We start from the raw sequence: 20,190 nt of genomic DNA on the forward strand, positions 1-20,190 counted from the left end.
GTATTGCTTTCAACTTAAATTTTATTCTTTTTCGCTCAAAATTGGTACCTTATGCAAGAAAAATACCTAGAATAGCCTACAAAAATTGTCTTATATCGTATTCGCATCCATCTCAGGCCACACACCAACCAATGTAATTGCCGCTTCGGGCAACTCGATGGTTGGTAATTCGATTGGCGTATGCAAGACCAAGTCGGGCGTTTCCAGCCACAACGGCAGGACGGTATCGACTTCGACCGTCGCCACTGGCAAACGGGTTTCCATCACCGGCAGTTTTGGCAGGCTTTCCAACACACCATATTGACTGAGATAGTTGTCGTGTAAAACCTGTGCCAAAGAGACCGCCTCGTTTTCAATCGCCTGATGCGGTTGAAGTTGTGCCAACCAATCGGCGACATATTGTGTCCAGAACGCATCACTATAGGCAGTTTGTGCTTCTGGTGTTTGTAATGCTGCACTAAAGGCTTGGGCGGCAGTCAGACGGGTTTGCCACAGCGCGGCATCTTCCCCCCGCGCCACCGCTTGTAATACCCACGGCAAGGTATCCACAGTGACTAACCGACTGTCGAGCCGTTGTTGCCACAGGGAAACTTCACTGTCGCTGGCGGCACGTTGAAAGAGATGGTGATATAGAGCGTCGATGTGTTGTGTCGGGTCTTGTGCTAATACACGGGCTTGATAGGGCGCAGCACGGGCAAAGGCTTCTACCGCAACAGCGGTATCCCCTTGGCGAGCATGTAGAGCAGCATTCCAATTAGCCAGCGCAGGCGGATCAGCGGGATAGCCCAAATAGGCTAAAAACAAACGTTGAACTGTCTCACTATACGGCAACATGGCACACCCATTCACAGACAAAAACTTTAAAGAGCACGCAGTATAGAACATTGTCTAAACAGAAAAGGTGACGGCCATCACTCAGCACGCTAAATCCTTGCCAAACCTAATGTTTTAGACAAAAAAACGCCCAGTGCGAACGATCACACTGGGCGCGGGCTAAGCAGCTAAGCGATTACTGCTGGCCGCCTACCACATTCACCACTTCCCACTGACCATTTTTCACTTGGTAAATGGTCACAGCTGCGTTTTGACGATTGCCTTTATCATCAAAACTGACCTTACCTGTCGCCCCTTCAAATTGGCTCTTAACGATTTCAGGCAGGTATTTTGCAGGGTCAACCGAGTCGGCCCGTTTCATCGCGTCAATCATCACACGAGTCGCGTCATAGGCATAGGTTGCATACAACTGCACTTCTTGATTGTGCTTGGCTTTCAGCTTCTCTGCAAAGCTGGTGTAGCCAGGTAATTTATCTTTCGGTGCACCGGCTTGGCTGGCATATTTGCCTTCAGCGGCATCACCCGCCAACTGCAAGAAAACTGGGGTTTGCATACCGTCGCCGCTCAACAGCTTCGATTCCAAGCCCAATTTTTTCATCTGTTTTGCCATCGGGCCGCTTTGTGCGTCCATCCCACCGTAGAACAGCAGGTCAGGCTTTTCCGATTTAATGCTGGTTAAAATGGCGGTGAAATCGGTTGCTTTATCGTTGGTGAACTCACGCTTCACCACTTTGGCACCGGCGGCCTCCACTGCCTTAGCAAACTCATCAGCCAAACCTTGGCCGTAAGCCGTACGATCGTCAATGATCGCGACGGTTTTTGCTGCCAAATCTTTCACCGCAAACTCAGCCAACGCCTTACCTTGTTGGCTGTCATCAGCAATCAAACGGAAAGCAGTGGTGTAGCCCTGTGCGGTATAGCTGGGGTTGGTCGCCGAAGGCGAAATTTGAGGAATACCGTTATCAGCGTAAATTTTCGAAGCTGGAACTGTCGCACCCGAGGTCAAGTGACCGATCACACCGGCCACTTTATTGTCGATAAAACGCTGTGCCACTTGGGTTGCGGTTTTAGGGTCGGCTTGATCATCTTCGCTGACCAACTCAAATTTCACTTTTTGACCAGCAATGGTCACGCCTTCAGCGTTTGCTTCATCCAATGCAATCCCCACACCGTACTCAGTGTCTTTACCTAAATGGGCAACGGGGCCAGACAACGGTGCAGCATGGCCGATTTTCACCACTACTTCAGCAGCAGGGGCTGGCGCAGCTGCCTTATCAGCAGCAGGGGCAGCAGCTTCTTCTTTTTTACCACAAGCGACTAAGGTTAACGCAGTGGCAACAGCCAAGGCGGCATATTTCAATTTCATAAGATTTCCACTAAAAAATGTGCTGTTAGCAGCACGTTTTACACAGCAAATGGCAGGTTGATTGATCCTGTTGCTATTTTTTGCCCGTCGTTTTTCAGGCAACAGGCATTAACTTACCCCAAGAGACCCTCTGCTTGCAAAGCCGCTTGTACTGCCGGACGTGCGGTAATGCGCTGCATAAAGGTTTCTAGTGCCGGCCATTTCTCGAGGGAAAGGTGCAAAAAGCGGGTCCAGTTGAGGCAAGAAAATAAATAACCATCGGCAACCGAATATTGCGGTAACAACCAATCCTGCTGCGAAAAATGGGTATTCAATTCGTCAAAACGGCGTGATAACTGTTGCCATGCCGCTTCTTTTGCTTCCGCTGATGCTTTGGCATTCCACAATGGGCCAAAGGGTTTGTGGATTTCAGTCGCGATAAAATTGAGAGACTCTTGCAAACGATAGCGCGCTAAGGTGCCATTGGTGGGGGCCAATTGTTTTTCTGGTGCCAAGTCTGCCACATACTGCACCAAAGCCGGCCCTTCGGTTAATAACTCCCCATTGTCTAACTGCAGAGCAGGCACATAGCCTTTTGGATTGATCGAAGAAAAAAGAGTGCCGTCTTCTGTGGTGTGTGGCTGGGCACGTAGATTGACTTTGCATAGAGAGAATGGCAACGCCGCTTCATGCAGCGCAATATGCACCGATAACGAGCAAGAACCAGGGGTGTAATACAGTTTCATCATCATCGCCTTTTTAAGATAAACAGGTCTTACCAGTGTGGCGACAACAACAAAAAAGGCAAGGGCAAACATGATAGTCAAAGCAATCGCTTGCATACGTTGGGCCACCTGTGCTTGGCAACCCAACTTACAAGGGTTATGACTTAGATTAGAACTGGTAACGACCTTTTAACCACCAAGTCCTACCCGGTTCATTGACCCGCAGGGTTTGTTCATAGCCGGCGGGTTGTGCCATACCGCCGGGCATGCCGCGACTGATTGGTTCGGCATAGCTGCGGTCAAATAAGTTATCTACCCCAGCGATCAACGACAATGATTTTTCTGGCTTCCAACCACCATACAGCGACACGGTGCTAAAGCCGGCGGCAGGTGTGGATAAGTCCATATTGAAGACATTACCGCGTGTCGGATCAAGACGGGTTTGTCGTGCAACAGCACGCACTGAAGCACCAGCAGAGAAAACGCCATCATCGTAATCAATCGCTAAGCGGCCTTCGAGCGGTGGTGTTTGTGCCAAGGGCCGACCGCTGCTGTCATTACGACCATACACATAGGCAACACTGGCTTGTGCTTGCCAATGTTTGGCAAACCGCCAGCTAATGTCAGCCTCACCCCCTAGACGGGTTGCATCAATATTGGCTGCGCTTGCCATCGAGAAATGAGGGGCATTCGGGTATTGTGCCAAAATAAAATCATCAATCTTGGCGTAAAATACACTGGCATTCGCTCGCCAATCCCCTTGCCGCCATGACAAGCCAAGATCCAATTGTGTTTGTTTCTCTGGATTCAGCAAGAAGGCGTTATTGCCTTTGGTACGCTCCCAATAATCTGCCGCGCGTTCGGTATACCCTACCCCCGCAAACCATAACCATTGTGGCGTAGTTTGTTGCTCAAATCGGATAAAACCACCATGTAACGTGTCACGATCAGTGATCCCTGCGGTTTTTGAAGCACTGTTAGCACGTTGATCGGTCGCTTCGTGCTGATCGACACGCCATCCAGCCAAAATTCGACTTTGTTCCGACAGCGTATATTTGCCTTCAAGATAGATCCCTTGGCGGCTAAAGCGCATATCGGGAGTTCGTGCTTGTTGTTGATAGTTCACTCCACTACGGGCAGTGTGCCAATCATGTTGTATATCAGCACCAAGATTCAGGGTGAGTTGATCAAAACTCAGTTCCGCATCCACTTTGGCACCTTCTACTTCACGATCGGGATTACTTAATGCCCACGCTGATTTCATCGCGGGAGGCCGACGCAAAGAGAAGTTGTCCATCACATGATCAACGTAGCTGTGATAGTAAGACGCGGAGACTTTATTTAACCAAGGCGTGATCTGACGGCGTTCAGCCTTAATCTGCCACGCATCGCGGTCAAACTTTGCGCCATCCATCATTCTATCAGCGTAAGCGCCTTCGCCACGGCTCCAGTCATAAGAGAATTCCAATAAGGTCTGACTGTCTGGTGTCCAACCCACAGTCGCGGCTGCGCTATGGCGACGGGCAGCAGAATTGACCCGCACACCCTCTCCATCACGATAGTCACCGCTTTCATTACGTTGACCTGATAAGCGAATCCAACCTAACTCCGAGCCCGCCAATAGATTGAGTGATTGGTCATTACGATCAAAACTGGCCACTGTCGCTGAGATGTCTCCACTCACACTCGGGCCGGTAAAAGTGGGCGTATCACGTTCAAAACTGACACTACCGGCTAATGGCACTGGGCCATGTTGCACACTTTGAGGGCCTTTGCTGACAACAACTCGATCAAACATATCTGGATAGATATAGGCTGTTGGAGGATCCATCCGCATCCCACAGCCACCAAAGGCACTGCTGCCATCAATCAAAATATTTAAGCGGCCTGCGCCTAAGCCACGTAACAAAGGATCGCCCCCCGAGCCCCCTTTACGGGTCACGCTAAACCCTGGAATACTCTTGAGCAACCCCGCACCGTCTGCCGCTGGCAAAGGTTGGCGTGGCGCTTTCGCATCGGTGATGATCGTCAACGGATCCCGCATGGGGGTGGCAGTCACCACAATCGGCTCAAGTGTGGCGGGATCGGTATTAGCATAAACGGTACTGGCACTGCTGAGGGCACAGGCAGCGATGAAGAAGGAACGGGGATTCATCGGTCGGTGTCGCTTTATTGGAAAAAATAAAGCTGCAATGATAAAGACATGAAATTATCTTGCTAATGTGGCAAAACGTCGCACCTGTGACTCCAGTGCATAAAAAATACCCCACCTTTTGAGTGGGGTATTTTCGTTTCAACCTAGTGCAAATTAAGAATTCAGCGCCAAAGCCGACTGTTTCTCAATTTGTTTGTTGACATACCACTGCTGTGCCATCGACAGAATATTGTTGACGACCCAGTACAACACCAAACCAGCAGGGAAGAAGAAGAACATCACCGAGAAAGCCAATGGCATGATTTTCATCATCTTCGCTTGCAAAGGATCGGGTGGAGGTGGGTTGAGGAAGGTTTGCGCGAACATCGTCGCAGCCATGATCACAGGCAAAATGTAGAACGGATCAGGGCGCGATAAGTCTTCAATCCAACCTAACCAAGGCGCTTGACGCAGTTCGACCGAAGCCAACAATGCCCAATACAAACCGATGAACACCGGAATTTGAATCAAAATCGGTAAGCATCCACCCAAAGGGTTGATCTTCTCGGTTTTGTACATTTCCATCATCGCTTGCTGCATTTTCATGCGGTCGTCGCCGTATTGCTCTTTCAAGCGTTGTAGGCGAGGGGCCACCGCTTTCATTTTTGCCATCGAGCGATAGCTGGCGGCAGACAACGGATAGAAAGCGGCTTTAATTAACACCGTCAGCAAGACAATCGACCAACCCCAGTTCCCCACCAACTGATGCAAGCGATCCAACACCCAGAACAGGGGCTTGGCGATGATGGTGGTCCAACCATAGTCTTTGGTTAAGTCCAAGCCCGGTGCAATCGCTTCTAAGGTACGCGTCTCTTCAGGTCCAGCATAGAGCGGTATCGAGAAGCTGCTGGTTTGACCGGCGGCAATGGCAGGTAAGGTAACAATCGTACCCGCTGAGTAAAGACCATTGCTTGCAGGCTTCAACTCAAAACGACATGCGGTTGCTGTTTGGCACAGGGTTTTACCGTCATTGGTTTTTAAAATCCACGCTGTAGCAAAATAATGCTGCAACATGGCAACCCAGCCGTTATCCGCCTGTTTAACGTATTCAGCCTTATTCTTGTCTAAATCTTCAAACTTAACCTTTTGAAACTTGCCTTCTTCGGTGTAAACCGCTGGGCCGGTAAAGGTATAAGCTAAAGAATTTTCCCCCTCTGGGGCTTGACCATCACGCAAGAAGCGATAGTAAGCCTCGAGCGACAAGGGCTGATTGCTTTGGTTGACCACCTCGTGGCGAACATCAATTAAGTAGCTACCACGGGTGAAGCGATAGACCTTGCGAACCTCGACACCATTCACTGCTGGCGCAGTAAGAACCACATCCACATGGTCTTGCCCTTGTTGCAGTTGATAGCGAGTTTGGCCAGCTTGGAAAATCGTTTTGTGTGATGGCAGGTTAGGATGTTGTGCCGAAATCAAACCGCTTTGAGCGATATACGTCCGACCTCCGTCATCTTGTAGCAGCAAGAAAGGCTGTTTGGGATCGTGCACAGCCCCTTGCTTCAACAACTCCATACGCCGGATATCCCCGCCTTGGGTGTCAATCACCACCCGCAACAAATCGGTTTCGACTTGAATGCGCTGTGCTTTTAACAACTGCCCCGCAGCAGCAGGCTCAACTGTTTTCGTCGCTGTGGTTGGCGTTGGTGTCGGGGTGTCTGTGGAAGCCGTCACTGCCGGTTTAGGTGGCGGAGGCGGCGCGAAAAATTCTTGCCACAACAGCAAGATGCTGAAGGACAGAATGATAAAAGCGATGAGTCTTTTGGTATCCATCTCGTTTCCGGGCTGGAGTCTAAGGAACTGGATCGTAACCACTGCCCCCAAGGGGGTGGCAACGACCTATGCGTTTTAGGGCCAAATAACCGCCTTTGATCGCACCATGTTTTTGGACTGCTTCGAGCGCATAGCTAGAACACGTCGGCTGATAGCGACAGCGCGGTGCAAGCCAAGGACTGATGGCGACTTGATAAAAGCGAATCAGGAAGATGAAGATGCGTGACATCGTGCCAGTTTCGTGAAAAGACTGCGTAAGGCCGAGCGGACCTCGGCAGCATGGCGACGGTCGAAAGGTTGACGCACTCGCACCACAAAGTCAACGCTACCTAGCCGTGCAGCACACAACCGAAAGGTTTCGCGTGTGGTTCGTTTCATATAGTTGCGTTTGATAGCGCGTTTGGCCACCTTTTTACCCACAACCAAACCCAGCCGAGCCTGACCCACTGTGTTGGGGCACGCATAGACTTGCACCCACTGATTGCTGCGCAAACTACGCAAACGAAAAACGGATGAAAAATCATCCGTTTTCAAAAGACGCTGTGTGCGGCGGAAGGAAAAAGCCAAGGCTATCAGACAGCCAAACGCTTACGGCCACGACCACGGCGTGCGTTGATCACAGCGCGTCCACCACGGGTTTTCATACGAACGCGGAAACCATGAGTGCGTTTGCGGCGGGTGACGGAAGGTTGGAAGGTGCGCTTCATGAACTAAGTTCCTATTCTGCAACAGAAAATAAACGTGAGATTACAACGCGTCCTAACAAAATTGTCAATGGCAATTTTTAGGGTGGGCTGTGGATAACTTTTTGGAAAACGAGTAGAATCGCCGGCTTTAAGCCAAGTTATTCACAACCCGCGCTGTGTATTTTCTCATCGAACAACCACTTGCTAGTGGTGTTCCTCTTGTTGGATGTTGCTGTAATCGAATGGTTAATGACCCCAAACGCCACAGCGAATAAAGCATCCGTTCTCCCTCCACCGTGCAGCAAACTTTGGGATTGAGCTCGCGGATCTGTTAACGTGGACCTCGCCGCATCATGACCGACTTTGATCAATTTTGGCCTCTGTGTCTGTCTCGTTTTCAGACAGAACTCTCGGCCCAACAATTCAACACATGGATCAAGCCGCTGCACTGTGAAGTGAAAGAACAGGGTTTGGTGTTGTACGCGCCCAATCGCTTCGTCTTGCAATTTATCAAAGAGCGTTTTTTCGCTCGGATTGAAACCTTTGCCGAAGAAGCAGGGATGGCGGGGGTTGAAATAGAGTTGCGGATTGCCACACCAGCCAGTGCCCCCAAGACACCGCCCTCGCGTCTTGCCCCTGCTCGGGTGGTTGCGGCGCCGGCGATTTTAACGCCGCCCCCTTCACCAGCTAGCATCACTGCAGCCAAACCAACCAGCAAACCAATTGGTAGCGGCCACGAAAGTACGCGTCTGAACCCAGCGTTTACTTTTGACAGTCTGGTGACCGGTAAAGGTAACCAGCTGGCACGCGCAGCGGCGATGCAAATTGCCGAGCATCCTGGCGACCCGACTTACAACCCTTTCTTTGTGTACGGCGGGGTGGGGCTGGGGAAAACTCACTTAATTCAAGCGGTGGGAAATTTGGTTTATCAAAAAAACCCCCACGCTAAAATTCGTTATGTTCATGCCGAACGTTATGTGGCGGATATTATGCGTGCCTATCAGCATAAATCGTTCGATGACTTTAAGCGCTACTACCACTCTCTCGATTTGTTGCTGATTGACGATATTCAGTTCTTTGCCGGTAAAAACCGCACCATGGAAGAATTCTTCTATGCCTTTAATTCACTGTTAGAAAGTGGTAAACAGGTGATTATGACCTGTGACACCTACCCCAAACAGATTGAAGGGATGGATGAACGCCTGATTTCGCGTTTTTCATGGGGTTTAACGGTGGAAATTCAGCCACCAGAACTTGAAATGCGGGTGGCGATTTTGATGAAAAAAGCCGAAGCCGATCATCTTAAACTCGAACACAACGTGGCCTTTTTTATTGCCCAAAATGTGCGCTCGAACGTAAGGGAATTGGAAGGGGCACTCAAGCGGGTAGCGGCTTATGCGCGCTTTAGCAATCTGCCCATCACCCTACCGTTAGTGAAAGAATCGCTTAAAGATTTACTGGCGGCAGGCAATCGGCAAATCTCTATCGACAATATCCAAAAAACCGTTGCTGAGTATTTCAAGCTGAAGTTGGCGGATATGTACTCACAAAAACGCAAACGCGAAATTGCCCGTCCACGGCAAATTGCGATGTGTTTGGCCAAAGAACTCACCGAATTGAGTTTGCCTAATATCGGTGATGCGTTTGGTGGTCGTGATCACACCACGGTGATGCACGCCTGTAAAACCATACACAGTCTGCGAGAGAGTGATGCCGAACTCGCCCGCGACTACACCACCCTACTCAATATGTTGCGCGGTTAACGCCGTTTCCAACTGAGAGCGACTACAGTGATTGAGGAATAAGCCATGTTGATTTTGCAAGCCGACCGCGACGATCTACTCAAACCTTTATCTGCGGTGACCGGCATTGTTGAACGCCGCCACACCCTACCGATTTTGGCCAATGTGTTAATCCAAAAACGGGGCAATACCGTCAGTTTTCTAGCCACCGACCTTGAGATTCAAGTCACCACCGCCAGCCCCGATACGATTGTCGGGCCAGATTTTTCTTTGACCACCTCGGCAAAGAAGCTGCAAGACATTTTGCGAGCGATTCCCGAACATTCGACCGTGTCGTTTGAACATGAAGACAACCGGCTGAGCGTGAAAGCCGGACGGAGCCGGTTTCAATTACAAACTCTGCCCGCCGATGATTTCCCCTTGTTAGCGGTCAATCAACAAGCCCAAGCCCAACTCACCCTGTCACAAAAAGTGTTCAAAGATTTGCTGTCGCAAGTGCAATACGCGATGGCAGTGCAAGACATCCGTTATTACCTCAACGGGATGATGTTTATCATGGCCGGCGATCAGGTGAAATTGGTGGCAACAGATGGTCACCGCTTGGCGTATGCCAACACCACTTTGCAAGTGGATTACCCCACTTCACACGCTGAGGCGATTTTGCCGCGCAAAACCATCTTGGAATTGACCAAACAATTATCCGACCATGACGAGCCACTGTTGATTGAATTATTGGGCAATCAAGTGCGTTTTAGCTTTGGTGCCAGTGTGGTGGTGTCGAAGGTTGTCGATGGTAAATTCCCCGACTACAACCGCGTCATCCCATTAGATAACGACAAAATTTTCTTAATCGACCGCCAAGCATTACAACATGCCCTACAACGGGCGGCGATTTTGGCCAATGAAAAATTCCGTGGTGTTCGCCTGATGTTAGAACCCGGAAAATTATCGGTGATGTGCAACAACAGCGAGCAAGAAGAAGCGCAAGAAGAACTCGAAATTGAATACGAGGGCGATACCCTAGAGATCGGTTTTAACATCAACTATCTGTTAGATGTGTTGAACCATGTCTCGGTTGATACGGTGCAAATTGCCTGCGGCGACCCAAATCGCAGCGCCTTATTTACCATCCCAGACAATCCCAATTTCAAATACATTGTGATGCCGATGCGAATTTAAGCCGCGTCCCGACAGTGAAGGGAACAATGTTTCACGTGAAACATTGTCGGTTTTTCCATACATGGCGATTAGACAGAAAGAATGCTCATGAGTGAACAGCAAGAATACGATTCCAGCAGTATCAAAGTGCTAAAAGGCTTGGATGCAGTGCGGAAGCGTCCTGGCATGTATATCGGCGATACCTCGGATGGAACAGGTTTACACCACATGGTGTTCGAGGTGTTGGACAACGCCATTGACGAGGCCTTGGCTGGGCACTGTGACACCATTCGTATCACCATTCACCCCGATCAATCGATCTCGATTGAAGATAACGGCCGTGGCATCCCAACCGACATTCACCCCGAAGAAGGCCGGTCGGCAGCAGAAGTCATCATGACGGTGTTACATGCTGGCGGTAAGTTTGATAGCAATAGCTACAAAATTTCCGGTGGGTTGCACGGTGTTGGGGTATCGGTGGTGAATGCGCTGTCTGATTGGTTGCGCCTCAAAATTTGGCGTGATGGTCATGTGCATGAAATGGAATTTCGCCGTGGCGAACCCGTCGCTCCATTGCGGGCCACAGGGCAAAGCCAACACCGTGGTACCGAAGTCACGTTTATGGCCAGCCAAGAAACGTTTGGCTTGATTGAATACCACTATGAGATTTTAGCGAAACGGATTCGCGAGCTGTCTTTCTTGAATAATGGTGTGTCGATTATTCTTTCGGATAAGCGCACCGGCAAAGAAGAAAACTTTGCCTTTGCTGGTGGGGTCGCTGGGTTTGTGGAATACATGAACCGCAACAAGAGCCCGCTGCATGGCAAAATTTACTATGCCCAAGGTGAAAAAGAGGGTATGACAGTAGAAGTCGCTATGCAATGGAACGACTCCTATCAAGAATCGGTGCAATGTTTTACCAACAACATTCCACAACGTGATGGCGGCACCCACTTGACCGCATTACGCGCTGTCTTAACTCGCACCCTCAATCAATATATTGAGGAACATGAGTTTGCCAAAAAAGCCAAGGTGGAAACGGCAGGTGATGATATGCGCGAAGGTTTAACCTGCGTGCTTTCGGTGAAATTGCCTGATCCAAAATTCAGTTCACAAACCAAAGATAAACTGGTGTCGAGTGAAATCAGTCCGGTGGTGCAAGAAATTATCGGGCAAACGCTGCACGATTTCTTACAAGAGAACCCCAACGACGCCAAAATTATCTGTAGCAAAATTGTCGAGGCAGCACGCGCACGAGAAGCAGCGCGCAAAGCCCGTGAAATTACCCGTCGCAAAGGGGTGATGGATGGTTTGGGCTTGCCCGGTAAGTTAGCCGATTGCCAAGAAAAAGACCCTGCCTTGTCTGAGCTGTATCTGGTGGAGGGTGACTCTGCTGGTGGGTCGGCAAAACAGGGGCGTGATCGTAAATTCCAAGCCATTTTGCCGTTGAAGGGCAAAATTTTGAATGTGGAACGGGCACGCTTCGATAAGATGATTGCTAGCCAAGAAGTCGCAACATTGATTACTGCAATGGGCACTGGCATCGGCAAAGAAGACTACAACCCCGAGAAATTGCGTTATCACCGCATTATTATCATGACCGATGCCGATGTGGATGGCGCGCACATTCGCACGCTGTTATTAACTTTCTTCTACCGGCAAATGCCGGAGTTGATCGAGCGTGGTCATGTCTATATCGCTCAGCCGCCGCTGTATAAGATGAAGCACGGTAAAACCGAGCGTTATCTTAAAGATGAACATGAGTTGAATCATGCGTTATTGGAGCTGGCTCTGAGCAACGCACAGATTATTCCTCGGGCAGGCGCAGAACCGTTGCAAGGCGAGGCTTTAGCCAATATTGCACGGCAATATATGGTGGCTCAGGCGGTAATTGAGCGTGAAAGTCGAGTGATTGATCCGTTGGTATTACATGCTTTGTTGTCTTGCCCACCGTTGCAGTTGGATAGTCAAGCTGCCGCGCAGCAGGCATTAGACACGCTCTCGGCACAACTCGACCCCGCATTGTTGCAGTTCAGTTTGGTGCATGATGATAAGAACGATCAATGGCGAATTCGGATTGTGCGGCAACAGCATGGTAATAGCACGGTGACGTCGATTGATGCCGATTTCTTGAACAGTGTGGATTATCAACATATCAAGACAACGGCAGGGGTGTTGTTAGGGTTGTTAGGGCCCGATGCGACAGTGCGCCGTGGTGAACAAGGCCGAGTGATTGCACATTTTGGTGAGGCGTTAACGTGGTTGTTGCAAGAAGCCCGTCGTGGTCTGAGCATTCAACGTTATAAAGGGTTGGGTGAAATGAACCCCGGACAGTTGTGGGAAACCACGATGGATCCGAATGTCCGCCGTTTGTTGAAGGTGCGGATTGAGGATGCGATGACGGCAGATGATGTGTTTACCACACTCATGGGCGACCACGTCGAACCACGCCGTGCTTTTATCGAAAGCAATGCGCTGATTGCACGGAATATCGACGTGTAATTTCGCTCCACCACCTACACAAAACCGGCTACCAGATGGGGCCGGTTTTTTTGTTTCTAACAGGCAATGCTGTTACCCCGAAGTTTAGTATGGTGGGCACAAGAGGTTCCCACCATCCTAGGCTTATCATCCACAAGCTATAATCAACTGTTACCTCAGCCCCCACCTCAATCATGCTGCCGCTGCTCGATCCGAAGAACGATTACATTTTCAAACGTCTCTTTGCCCAGTCACCCGAATTGCTGTCTGATTTGATTAACAGCATCCGCTACGATCAACCACCGATTACCATTACCGATATTCTCAATCCCAATATCTCCGGTGAAGACCTTCACGCCAAAGAAATCGTGTTAGATGTCTTAGCCAAAGATGGGTTTGGCGTGCAATACAATATTGAAATTCAGGTGCGGAAACAGACGTATTGGGGAGAGCGAAGTTTGTATTACAGTTCGCGTCTTATCAGCGAACAGTTAGAAAGCGGTCAATCCTATCGCGAGATGAAGCATGTAATTTGTATTCATCTACTGGATTTTGATTTATTCCCCGACCATCCACAACAAGCCTCATGGCGGTTTGAACTACGTGATCAACACATTCCTGATGTTGTCCTCACCAAAGCACAGCAAATTGATATTCTGGAATTAGATAAAGCCGACCGCCTCCAACTGGCCCCAACAGCCTTAAAGAATTGGGTCGATCTGTTTGAACACTGGCAGGAGCAACACATCATGGCACAGCTGACACATACCCCAGTGGTGACTGCACTACGCTCTTTAGAAACTCTCAGCCAAACCAAAGAAGAACAACTGCGTGCCATTGCACGGCAGAGGGCGGTGTGGGATTACAACACCGACATCATCACTGCACGGGAAGAGGGTTTAGAAGAAGGCATTCAAAAAGGTTTGGAAAAAGGCATACAAAAAGGTCGCGAGCAAGGCCGCGAAGAAGGCATGAAAATATTCCTCCGCAGTATGATTGAAACAAAATTTGGTCAACCATTACCAGATTGGGTGTTGTCGCGGTTACGGGCAGCGACGCCGGAGCAGTTGCAGCAATGGGGAGTGTCGTTAACACAGGCACAACGGTTAGAGGATATTTTCGAGGATTGATCAGTTTAGCAACCCAACACAAACTGAGAACAACATACCCCCCCAATTCAGGGCGAGGCGATTCGGTGTTACATACGACGGTATTTTGCCGTTTGCCGATGTCGGTTTTGTTAGGTTGCCAAATAAGTGAGGTAAGGTAGGCACGGGTCTTGTGCCTACCAAACGAATGAAGCGATGTACGAACAACACACCATGAAAAAACCGCCACACTTAATTCATGGTGAGGCGGTTGGGTGTTATGTACGGCAGTGTTTTGCCGTTTTTGGATGTTCGGCACAAGGCGATATCTAGGCTAGGCTTACACAGATTCAGTCGCTGTTACGTTCTAACTGTTCTAACAGCCCATGCACATCACCGAGAACCCACAAGTCGGCAACTAGCCCGTCTCTAAAAGCAAAGAGTGCTGCACCAGCCCATTCGATCTTTTTTCCTGTTGGCTTGAAACCAAAAAATTCGCCATGGTGATTTCCTGAAAAGCGCATTCGGGCAAAGCACTGATTACCTTCTGTCACCAAATCAAGAATGTCACATTGGTATGCACCAAGGGCCTGATGTACAAAATCAACGTAATCGGCAAATTCGGAATGTCCAGTTTTACATTGGCCGAGAGAGCCTCGGAAAGTAAAGTCTGGCTGAAGCAGATTGGGAATTGCTGATTTGTCGTGCTTATTCCATACATCAGAATAGAACCTATGAACAATGGTCTTAAGTGTGGGAAGTTCCATGGTGAACGTCGGTAAATTTTATACAGGGCGTCCATTTTGCCGCAGGCCCAGTCAGATAGCCACGTCTAGTAGGGTGCCGTCACCCCGAAGGGGCGACGCACCATTAAATCACCCGACTTGCCATGGCCTCACCCATCCGGATTGGGCGGGTGGGTTGCCAAGAGGGATTGAATTGCAAGGTATATTTCGGGAATAGCATGACCACAGTTGAGCCTAACAAAAAGCGGCCCATCTCAGCCCCTTGCACCAAATGAATGGCATCTTTCCCTTGGTAATGCCAAGTTTTGATTTCACCCAAACGCGGTGGATTCACCACGCCATGCCACACCGTAGCCATACTGCCCACAATCGTCGCCCCAACCAACACCAAAACAAATGGGCCAAACTCACCATCAAACACACACACCACCCGCTCATTACGGGCAAACAGTCCGGGCACCCCTCGCGCGGTTGTAGGATTGACTGAAAATAAATCCCCCGGAATATAGGTCATACTGCGCAAACGTCCCGCACAGGGCATGTGAATCCGATGATAATCGCGTGGACTGAGGTAGAGCGTTGCAAACGCGCCATGTTGAAACTGTGCAGCCAACGACGCATCGCCACCTAATAACGTGCTAGTCGAATAATGATGCCCCTTCGCCTGAAAAATTTGGTCTTGTTCAATCGGCCCAAGCTGGCTAATGGCACCATCCACCGGCGAAATAAAATCGGCTTTGGCTAAAGGACGCACCCCCGCTTTTAAAGGGCGCGTGAAAAAAGCGTTAAAACTCTGGTAGCTGGCAATATCAGGGTTGGCAGCTTCGTTCATATCCACCTGATAACGCTGCACAAACCAACGAATCAAGGCAGTTGTCAGATGACCTGCTTCGGCAGCGGCAATACGGCCAGCAAATACCGTCAACGCTCGTTTTGGTAACAGATATTGGGGAAGAACAGCAAGTCGATCAGACACGGAGGACACCTAACAATTAAGCAGGCGGCGATTATAACCGGTTTCTTTTGTTGTATCCGGTACCTATGACGCCACCGTTTAATGTTAAAACTGTTAAAATCCCAGACAATCTTTGACGCTCGGCGTTAATCCAATCAATCATCTCACCCCATCAATCCAACCAAACAGCACACACCATCACAATGGTCATGCTTTTGAGGAGAGGAATTTTGTCACAGCAACGATACCGATTGCTTCTCCCAGCCCTCGGCGTTCTTCTCACTTTGGGTGCCGGTGGGGTGTTATGGTATTTATCAGAACAACTACACAAACACGAACTGCATAATGCGACTGGCGATGCCGCTGCTTTTTCCCACTCGGTCACACAATTTCGCAACTTTTATAGTGCCGAGATTGTGCCGCGTGCCAAAGATGCTGGTCTTAGCATCACCCACGACTACAAAAACCAACCCCACGCCCTGCCGCTCCCCGCGACTTTTACCCTCGATTTCGGTGAATATCTCAGCAATCAACAACAGGGATTTGCGGTCGAGATGTTCAGCGCCCACCCTTTCCCGTGGCGGCAAGCCAACCGCAAACTGGATCAGTTTCAACAACAAGCCTTAACCGCTATCGAAAGCGCACCTGATCAACCTTATGTCAAAGTGGACATACTCAATGGTGTCAAAACCCTGCGCTATGCCACCGCTGATCGCATGAAAGCCAACTGTGTTGCTTGCCACAACAGCTATCCAGGCTCGCCAAAAACAGATTGGAAAGTGGGTGATGTGCGGGGTGTGGTGGAAATTCGGCGACCGCTGTCTTCCTCCGCCCTCGAAACAGGGTTACAACATGCGGCTTATATCAGCGCAGCCCTTATTCTCAGCACCATTTTATTGCTGTGGTTGACGCTGCGCGGTCTCCACCGAACCGCTTTAGCCTCCGAAAACTCCAACCGCCAACTGCGCGACACGCAACGTAAACTCAGTCAACAGCTATTTGCCCTCGACCAACACGCCATCGTCAGCATGGCTGACCGAGCAGGCAATATCACGTATGCCAACGATAAATTCTGTGATATCAGTGGTTATAACCGTGAGGAGTTGATTGGGAAAAATCACCGTGTGGTCAATTCTGGCTACCATCCGGAAATCTTTTTTAGCCAACTGTGGCAAACCGTGATGGCGGGTAAAGTATGGACTGGCGAGATTTGTAACCGCCGCAAAGATGGCAGTTATTATTGGGTCAACGCCACCATCGTCCCCTTTGTCGATGAGTCGGGACAACCCTATCAATATATCGGTATTCGCACGGATATTTCCGAACGCAAACGCACTGAACAAGCCTTGCAACTGGCCAAAGATGCTGCTGAAGCCGCCAATCGCGCCAAAAGCGATTTTCTGGCCAATATGAGTCACGAAATCCGCACGCCGATGAATGGCATTATTGGTATGAGTGAATTGGCCTTAGACACCCGCAATGAAACAGAGCGGGATGAGTATATTGGGATTGTGAAATCCTCCGCCGAAGCGTTGCTGGCGATTTTGAACGACATTCTGGATTTTTCAAAAATCGAGGCCGGTAAACTCGAAATCGAACAAGTGCCGTTCCAGCTACGGCAAACCCTGATTGATGCCCTACGGCCACTGACGTTGCGCGCCCATGAAAAAGGGCTGGAAATTTTGTGTGAAATCGGCGACGACGTCCCCGATCAAGTACAAGGTGACCCCGTTCGCCTGCGGCAGATTTTGATTAACCTCGTGGGTAATGCGATTAAATTCACTGAACGTGGACAAATTGTGCTGCGTCTGCAAACCCTTAACCATGAAGCCAAAAGCAGCGTGCTGCAATTTGCCGTGTGTGACAGTGGGATTGGCATTGCTGCTGAAAAATTGGCGACAATTTTTGAAGCTTTCTCACAAGCCGACAACTCAATTACCCGCAAATATGGTGGTACTGGGCTTGGGCTAAGCATTACCCAGCAATTAGTACGCTTGATGGGTGGTGAAATGCAGGTAAGCAGTGAAATCGGTGTCGGCAGCACCTTTAGTTTTAGCCTACCGTTGCAACATTGTGCATTCGATCCACCGCATCATGATTTAAGCCAACTGCGCGGCAAGCGGGTGTTGATCGTCGATGATAATGCAGTCAATCGTGAGATTTTCCTGCGCCAACTGCAACGGTGGCAACTACAACCCGATGCCGTTGCACACGCTACATTGGCACAGACATGGCTGCAACAACACCCCATGCCCGATTTGGTATTGCTTGATGTACACATGCCTGACATGGATGGTTTTAGCCTTGCAGCATGGATTCGTGCCCAAGCATCCTTCCAATCCATACCGATTTTAATGCTGTCGTCGGGCCCTCTCGGTAACGATAGCGAACGCTGTCGCGAGCTCAATCTACAAGGCCATTACACCAAACCGGTTACCGATCACGATTTACAACAGGCAATGCTACGGGCCTTAAGTCACCAGACGCATACCACAACTGTGGTCAAAAGCACGCCAGTACCGGCCCCCATCCCCTTCGAGACCGACAGCGGTTTACAGGTTTTGTTAGTGGAAGATAATCCGGTCAACCAAAAATTGGCGACGCTGATTTTGCAAAAATGGGGTCATCAAGTCAGCTTGGCTGAAAACGGCCAACAAGCAGTCGAGATGATCGCCGCCGCCCACGACCGCTATCAGTTGGTGTTGATGGATATGCAGATGCCAGTGATGGATGGGATTGCCGCCACTGGCGAAATTCGCCGCTATGAACAACAACACGGTCTCACCGCCTTGCCAATTATCGCCATGACCGCCAATGCCATGGAAAGCGACCGAGAACACTGCTTGGCGGCAGGGATGAACGACTACCTATCGAAGCCGATCAAGCAAGCCGAATTGGCAGAAAAACTGCAACATCATGTCCCTTCGGCGCGTTGAGCCTCAACCGCCGGTGTCAACGGCACTGTGGCTTGTGCACTCACCACCCGATCACGACCGGCGGATTTCGCTTGATACATCCGCTGGTCGGCCAGCTCGATGACCTGTTTCCACGATTCAATACCCGCTTCGTGGCTGTCGGCAATACCAATCGATGCCGTTAAAGGCTGACCATCGGGACGCAAGCCAAACCCTTTTTCACGCAAGCGTTGTAGCAAAGCAGGGACGTTTTCACTGGGAGTATCTGGCAGTAGCGCAATAAATTCTTCTCCTCCCCAACGCACCAATAAATCACTGCGCCGTAAACCCTGCCGCAACGAATTCACCAACGCACATAAACAACGGTCACCGGCTTCGTGTCCCCATGTATCGTTCACACTTTTAAAACGATCGAGGTCGAAAAATGCTACGGTTAACGGTTTTTCTGCCATCGCATTCAAGCGAAACAGCAGGTTTAATGCCTCTTCTCCCGATTGCCGAGTAAACGCCCCTGTCAGTGGATCGTGCATCGCTTTTAATACCAAACTGGCCATATAGTGACACTGGCTCATGCCAGAAAATACCGCCACCCCCAACATCATCGACATAAACCATAAAGTCCCGCCATGTTGTTGCAATGAAAGATGTTGTTCAGCAAACAGCAGACCAACGCTACCCGTTGTAATCACCGGAATCGATAACAGTAAAGTTTCTAGCGCAGTTAATGGAAAAATAGCCAAACCACCCAACACCACCGTTGGCAAATAAGCGTATAGCTCGGCCACCAATCGTTGTGTTTGCGTCACACTCGACGCTGCTAAAGCGTCTGCTGAGCATAAGTGGAACAAGGGGGGAATCATCAACAAGGCCAATAAACTGACCATCGCCTGTCGATATGGGTGTTTTGATGATAACTCGCGCTTTTTTGCTAACAGAAAAAAGGCAAACGCCGAAGCAAAACGCAACCCCACCAACTGCCATGCTAACGGTGCCGGAAACACCAATAAATCAATCACGGCACCCAAAGGCACTAACACGGCAAAAAGGGCAGCGATCAACTGCACGCGGTCGAGAATGACCGATGCTGCATGACGGCGCAGGTGCATCGGTCGGCCAAAAGGTACCAACAGGGACAAGATAAACGCCTTGTCCAACCGTGCAGGCAAGGTGAAATATTGCACCATGCTTTTCCAGAACTTTGTCATTAAACAGTCCGAATTTAAGCAAAGTGCGCATCATAGCGCGAGCCAACATAAAAAAGTGTTGATTCTAAACAGACAGCAGCCCTATCAGTTCTGAATCTCACAAACCCAAGCCACGTTCTACCGGACTTACGCCCCAGTGCTCCAGCCACAATCCCTTCCTTCTGAGCCGCAGGCGAAAGGATTTGGCTGGGGGTGAAGGGGCGTGCCGCCCAACGGGTTGCTCGATGTATTGTTGAATCACTGACAATGGCGCTCCGCCGCAACTGATGATGCAATAGCTGCGGCTCCAGAACACCGGCTTATTCCAGTAATACTGCTTCAGTTCTTCGCCAAATTCCTTACG

General features: G+C 49.8%; 17 protein-coding genes. 5 read left to right on the plus strand and 12 right to left on the minus strand.

Features of this window, described 5'->3' with window-relative positions; all coding sequences use genetic code 11:
* Positions 1–90: 90 nt before the first annotated feature.
* The 8 genes from ACYVJG_RS10645 to rpmH form a co-directional block, all read right to left on the minus strand.
* Positions 91–834: a hypothetical protein gene (locus tag ACYVJG_RS10645; protein WP_460431033.1), complete on the minus strand. Its 744-nt coding sequence runs from the start codon at positions 832–834 to the stop codon at positions 91–93.
* A 175-nt stretch (positions 835–1,009) separates the two neighbouring features.
* Entirely contained in the window at positions 1,010–2,200 is a 1,191-nt protein-coding gene (locus ACYVJG_RS10650) for a branched-chain amino acid ABC transporter substrate-binding protein (protein ID WP_460431034.1), read from the minus strand.
* A gap of 113 nt (positions 2,201–2,313) precedes the next feature.
* Entirely contained in the window at positions 2,314–3,021 is a 708-nt protein-coding gene (gene gstA, locus ACYVJG_RS10655; RefSeq protein ID WP_460431035.1) for a glutathione transferase GstA, read from the minus strand.
* A 52-nt stretch (positions 3,022–3,073) separates the two neighbouring features.
* A complete protein-coding gene (locus ACYVJG_RS10660; RefSeq protein ID WP_460431036.1) occupies positions 3,074–5,059 on the minus strand; it encodes a TonB-dependent copper receptor in 1,986 nt (661 codons plus the stop codon).
* A gap of 153 nt (positions 5,060–5,212) precedes the next feature.
* Complete coding sequence (gene yidC / locus ACYVJG_RS10665) at positions 5,213–6,871, minus strand: membrane protein insertase YidC (protein WP_460431037.1); 1,659 nt, start codon at positions 6,869–6,871, stop codon at positions 5,213–5,215.
* Positions 6,872–6,890: 19 nt separating this feature from the next.
* Entirely contained in the window at positions 6,891–7,100 is a 210-nt protein-coding gene (yidD, locus tag ACYVJG_RS10670; protein ID WP_081642694.1) for a membrane protein insertion efficiency factor YidD, read from the minus strand.
* Positions 7,076–7,438 (minus strand): ribonuclease P protein component, encoded by a 363-nt coding sequence (gene rnpA / locus ACYVJG_RS10675; protein WP_460431038.1) that lies wholly within the window; start codon positions 7,436–7,438, stop codon positions 7,076–7,078. Before rnpA ends, yidD begins: the two co-directional genes overlap by 25 nt.
* A gap of 5 nt (positions 7,439–7,443) precedes the next feature.
* On the minus strand, positions 7,444–7,578 hold the full coding sequence (rpmH, locus tag ACYVJG_RS10680) for a 50S ribosomal protein L34 (protein ID WP_022653334.1): 135 nt from the start codon (positions 7,576–7,578) through the stop codon (positions 7,444–7,446).
* 332 nt (positions 7,579–7,910) lie between these two features.
* On the opposite strand from rpmH, the gene dnaA reads away from it, so the two are divergent.
* From dnaA to ACYVJG_RS10700, 4 genes are all read left to right on the plus strand, one after another.
* Positions 7,911–9,320, plus strand: a complete 1,410-nt coding sequence (dnaA, locus tag ACYVJG_RS10685) for a chromosomal replication initiator protein DnaA (RefSeq protein WP_460431039.1) — start codon at positions 7,911–7,913, stop codon at positions 9,318–9,320.
* Positions 9,321–9,365: 45 nt separating this feature from the next.
* Complete coding sequence (gene dnaN / locus ACYVJG_RS10690) at positions 9,366–10,478, plus strand: DNA polymerase III subunit beta (RefSeq protein WP_460431040.1); 1,113 nt, start codon at positions 9,366–9,368, stop codon at positions 10,476–10,478.
* Positions 10,479–10,565: 87 nt separating this feature from the next.
* Positions 10,566–12,959, plus strand: a complete 2,394-nt coding sequence (gene gyrB / locus ACYVJG_RS10695) for a DNA topoisomerase (ATP-hydrolyzing) subunit B (protein WP_460431041.1) — start codon at positions 10,566–10,568, stop codon at positions 12,957–12,959.
* A gap of 173 nt (positions 12,960–13,132) precedes the next feature.
* The gene (locus ACYVJG_RS10700) at positions 13,133–14,068 is read left to right on the plus strand and encodes an Rpn family recombination-promoting nuclease/putative transposase (RefSeq protein ID WP_460431042.1); all 936 of its coding nucleotides are present in this window, start codon (positions 13,133–13,135) and stop codon (positions 14,066–14,068) included.
* 308 nt (positions 14,069–14,376) lie between these two features.
* Here the strand turns inward: ACYVJG_RS10700 and ACYVJG_RS10705 are convergent, their stop codons facing one another.
* Positions 14,377–14,793: an ester cyclase gene (locus tag ACYVJG_RS10705; RefSeq protein ID WP_460431043.1), complete on the minus strand. Its 417-nt coding sequence runs from the start codon at positions 14,791–14,793 to the stop codon at positions 14,377–14,379.
* Between the two features lie 103 nt (positions 14,794–14,896).
* Complete coding sequence (gene asd / locus ACYVJG_RS10710) at positions 14,897–15,748, minus strand: archaetidylserine decarboxylase (protein WP_460431044.1); 852 nt, start codon at positions 15,746–15,748, stop codon at positions 14,897–14,899.
* A 209-nt stretch (positions 15,749–15,957) separates the two neighbouring features.
* Here asd and ACYVJG_RS10715 point away from each other — a divergent pair, with 209 nt between their 5' ends.
* Positions 15,958–18,663, plus strand: a complete 2,706-nt coding sequence (locus ACYVJG_RS10715; RefSeq protein WP_460431045.1) for a response regulator — start codon at positions 15,958–15,960, stop codon at positions 18,661–18,663.
* Here the strand turns inward: ACYVJG_RS10715 and ACYVJG_RS10720 are convergent.
* Entirely contained in the window at positions 18,642–19,847 is a 1,206-nt protein-coding gene (locus ACYVJG_RS10720) for a GGDEF domain-containing protein (protein WP_460431046.1), read from the minus strand. The two genes, ACYVJG_RS10715 and ACYVJG_RS10720, sit on opposite strands and share 22 nt — an antisense overlap.
* Before the next feature lie 97 nt (positions 19,848–19,944).
* Positions 19,945–20,190: transposase (locus ACYVJG_RS10725; RefSeq protein WP_460431047.1), on the minus strand; the 246-nt coding region annotated here is incomplete at its 5' end.

This window comes from Aquaspirillum soli, assembly GCF_054781915.1.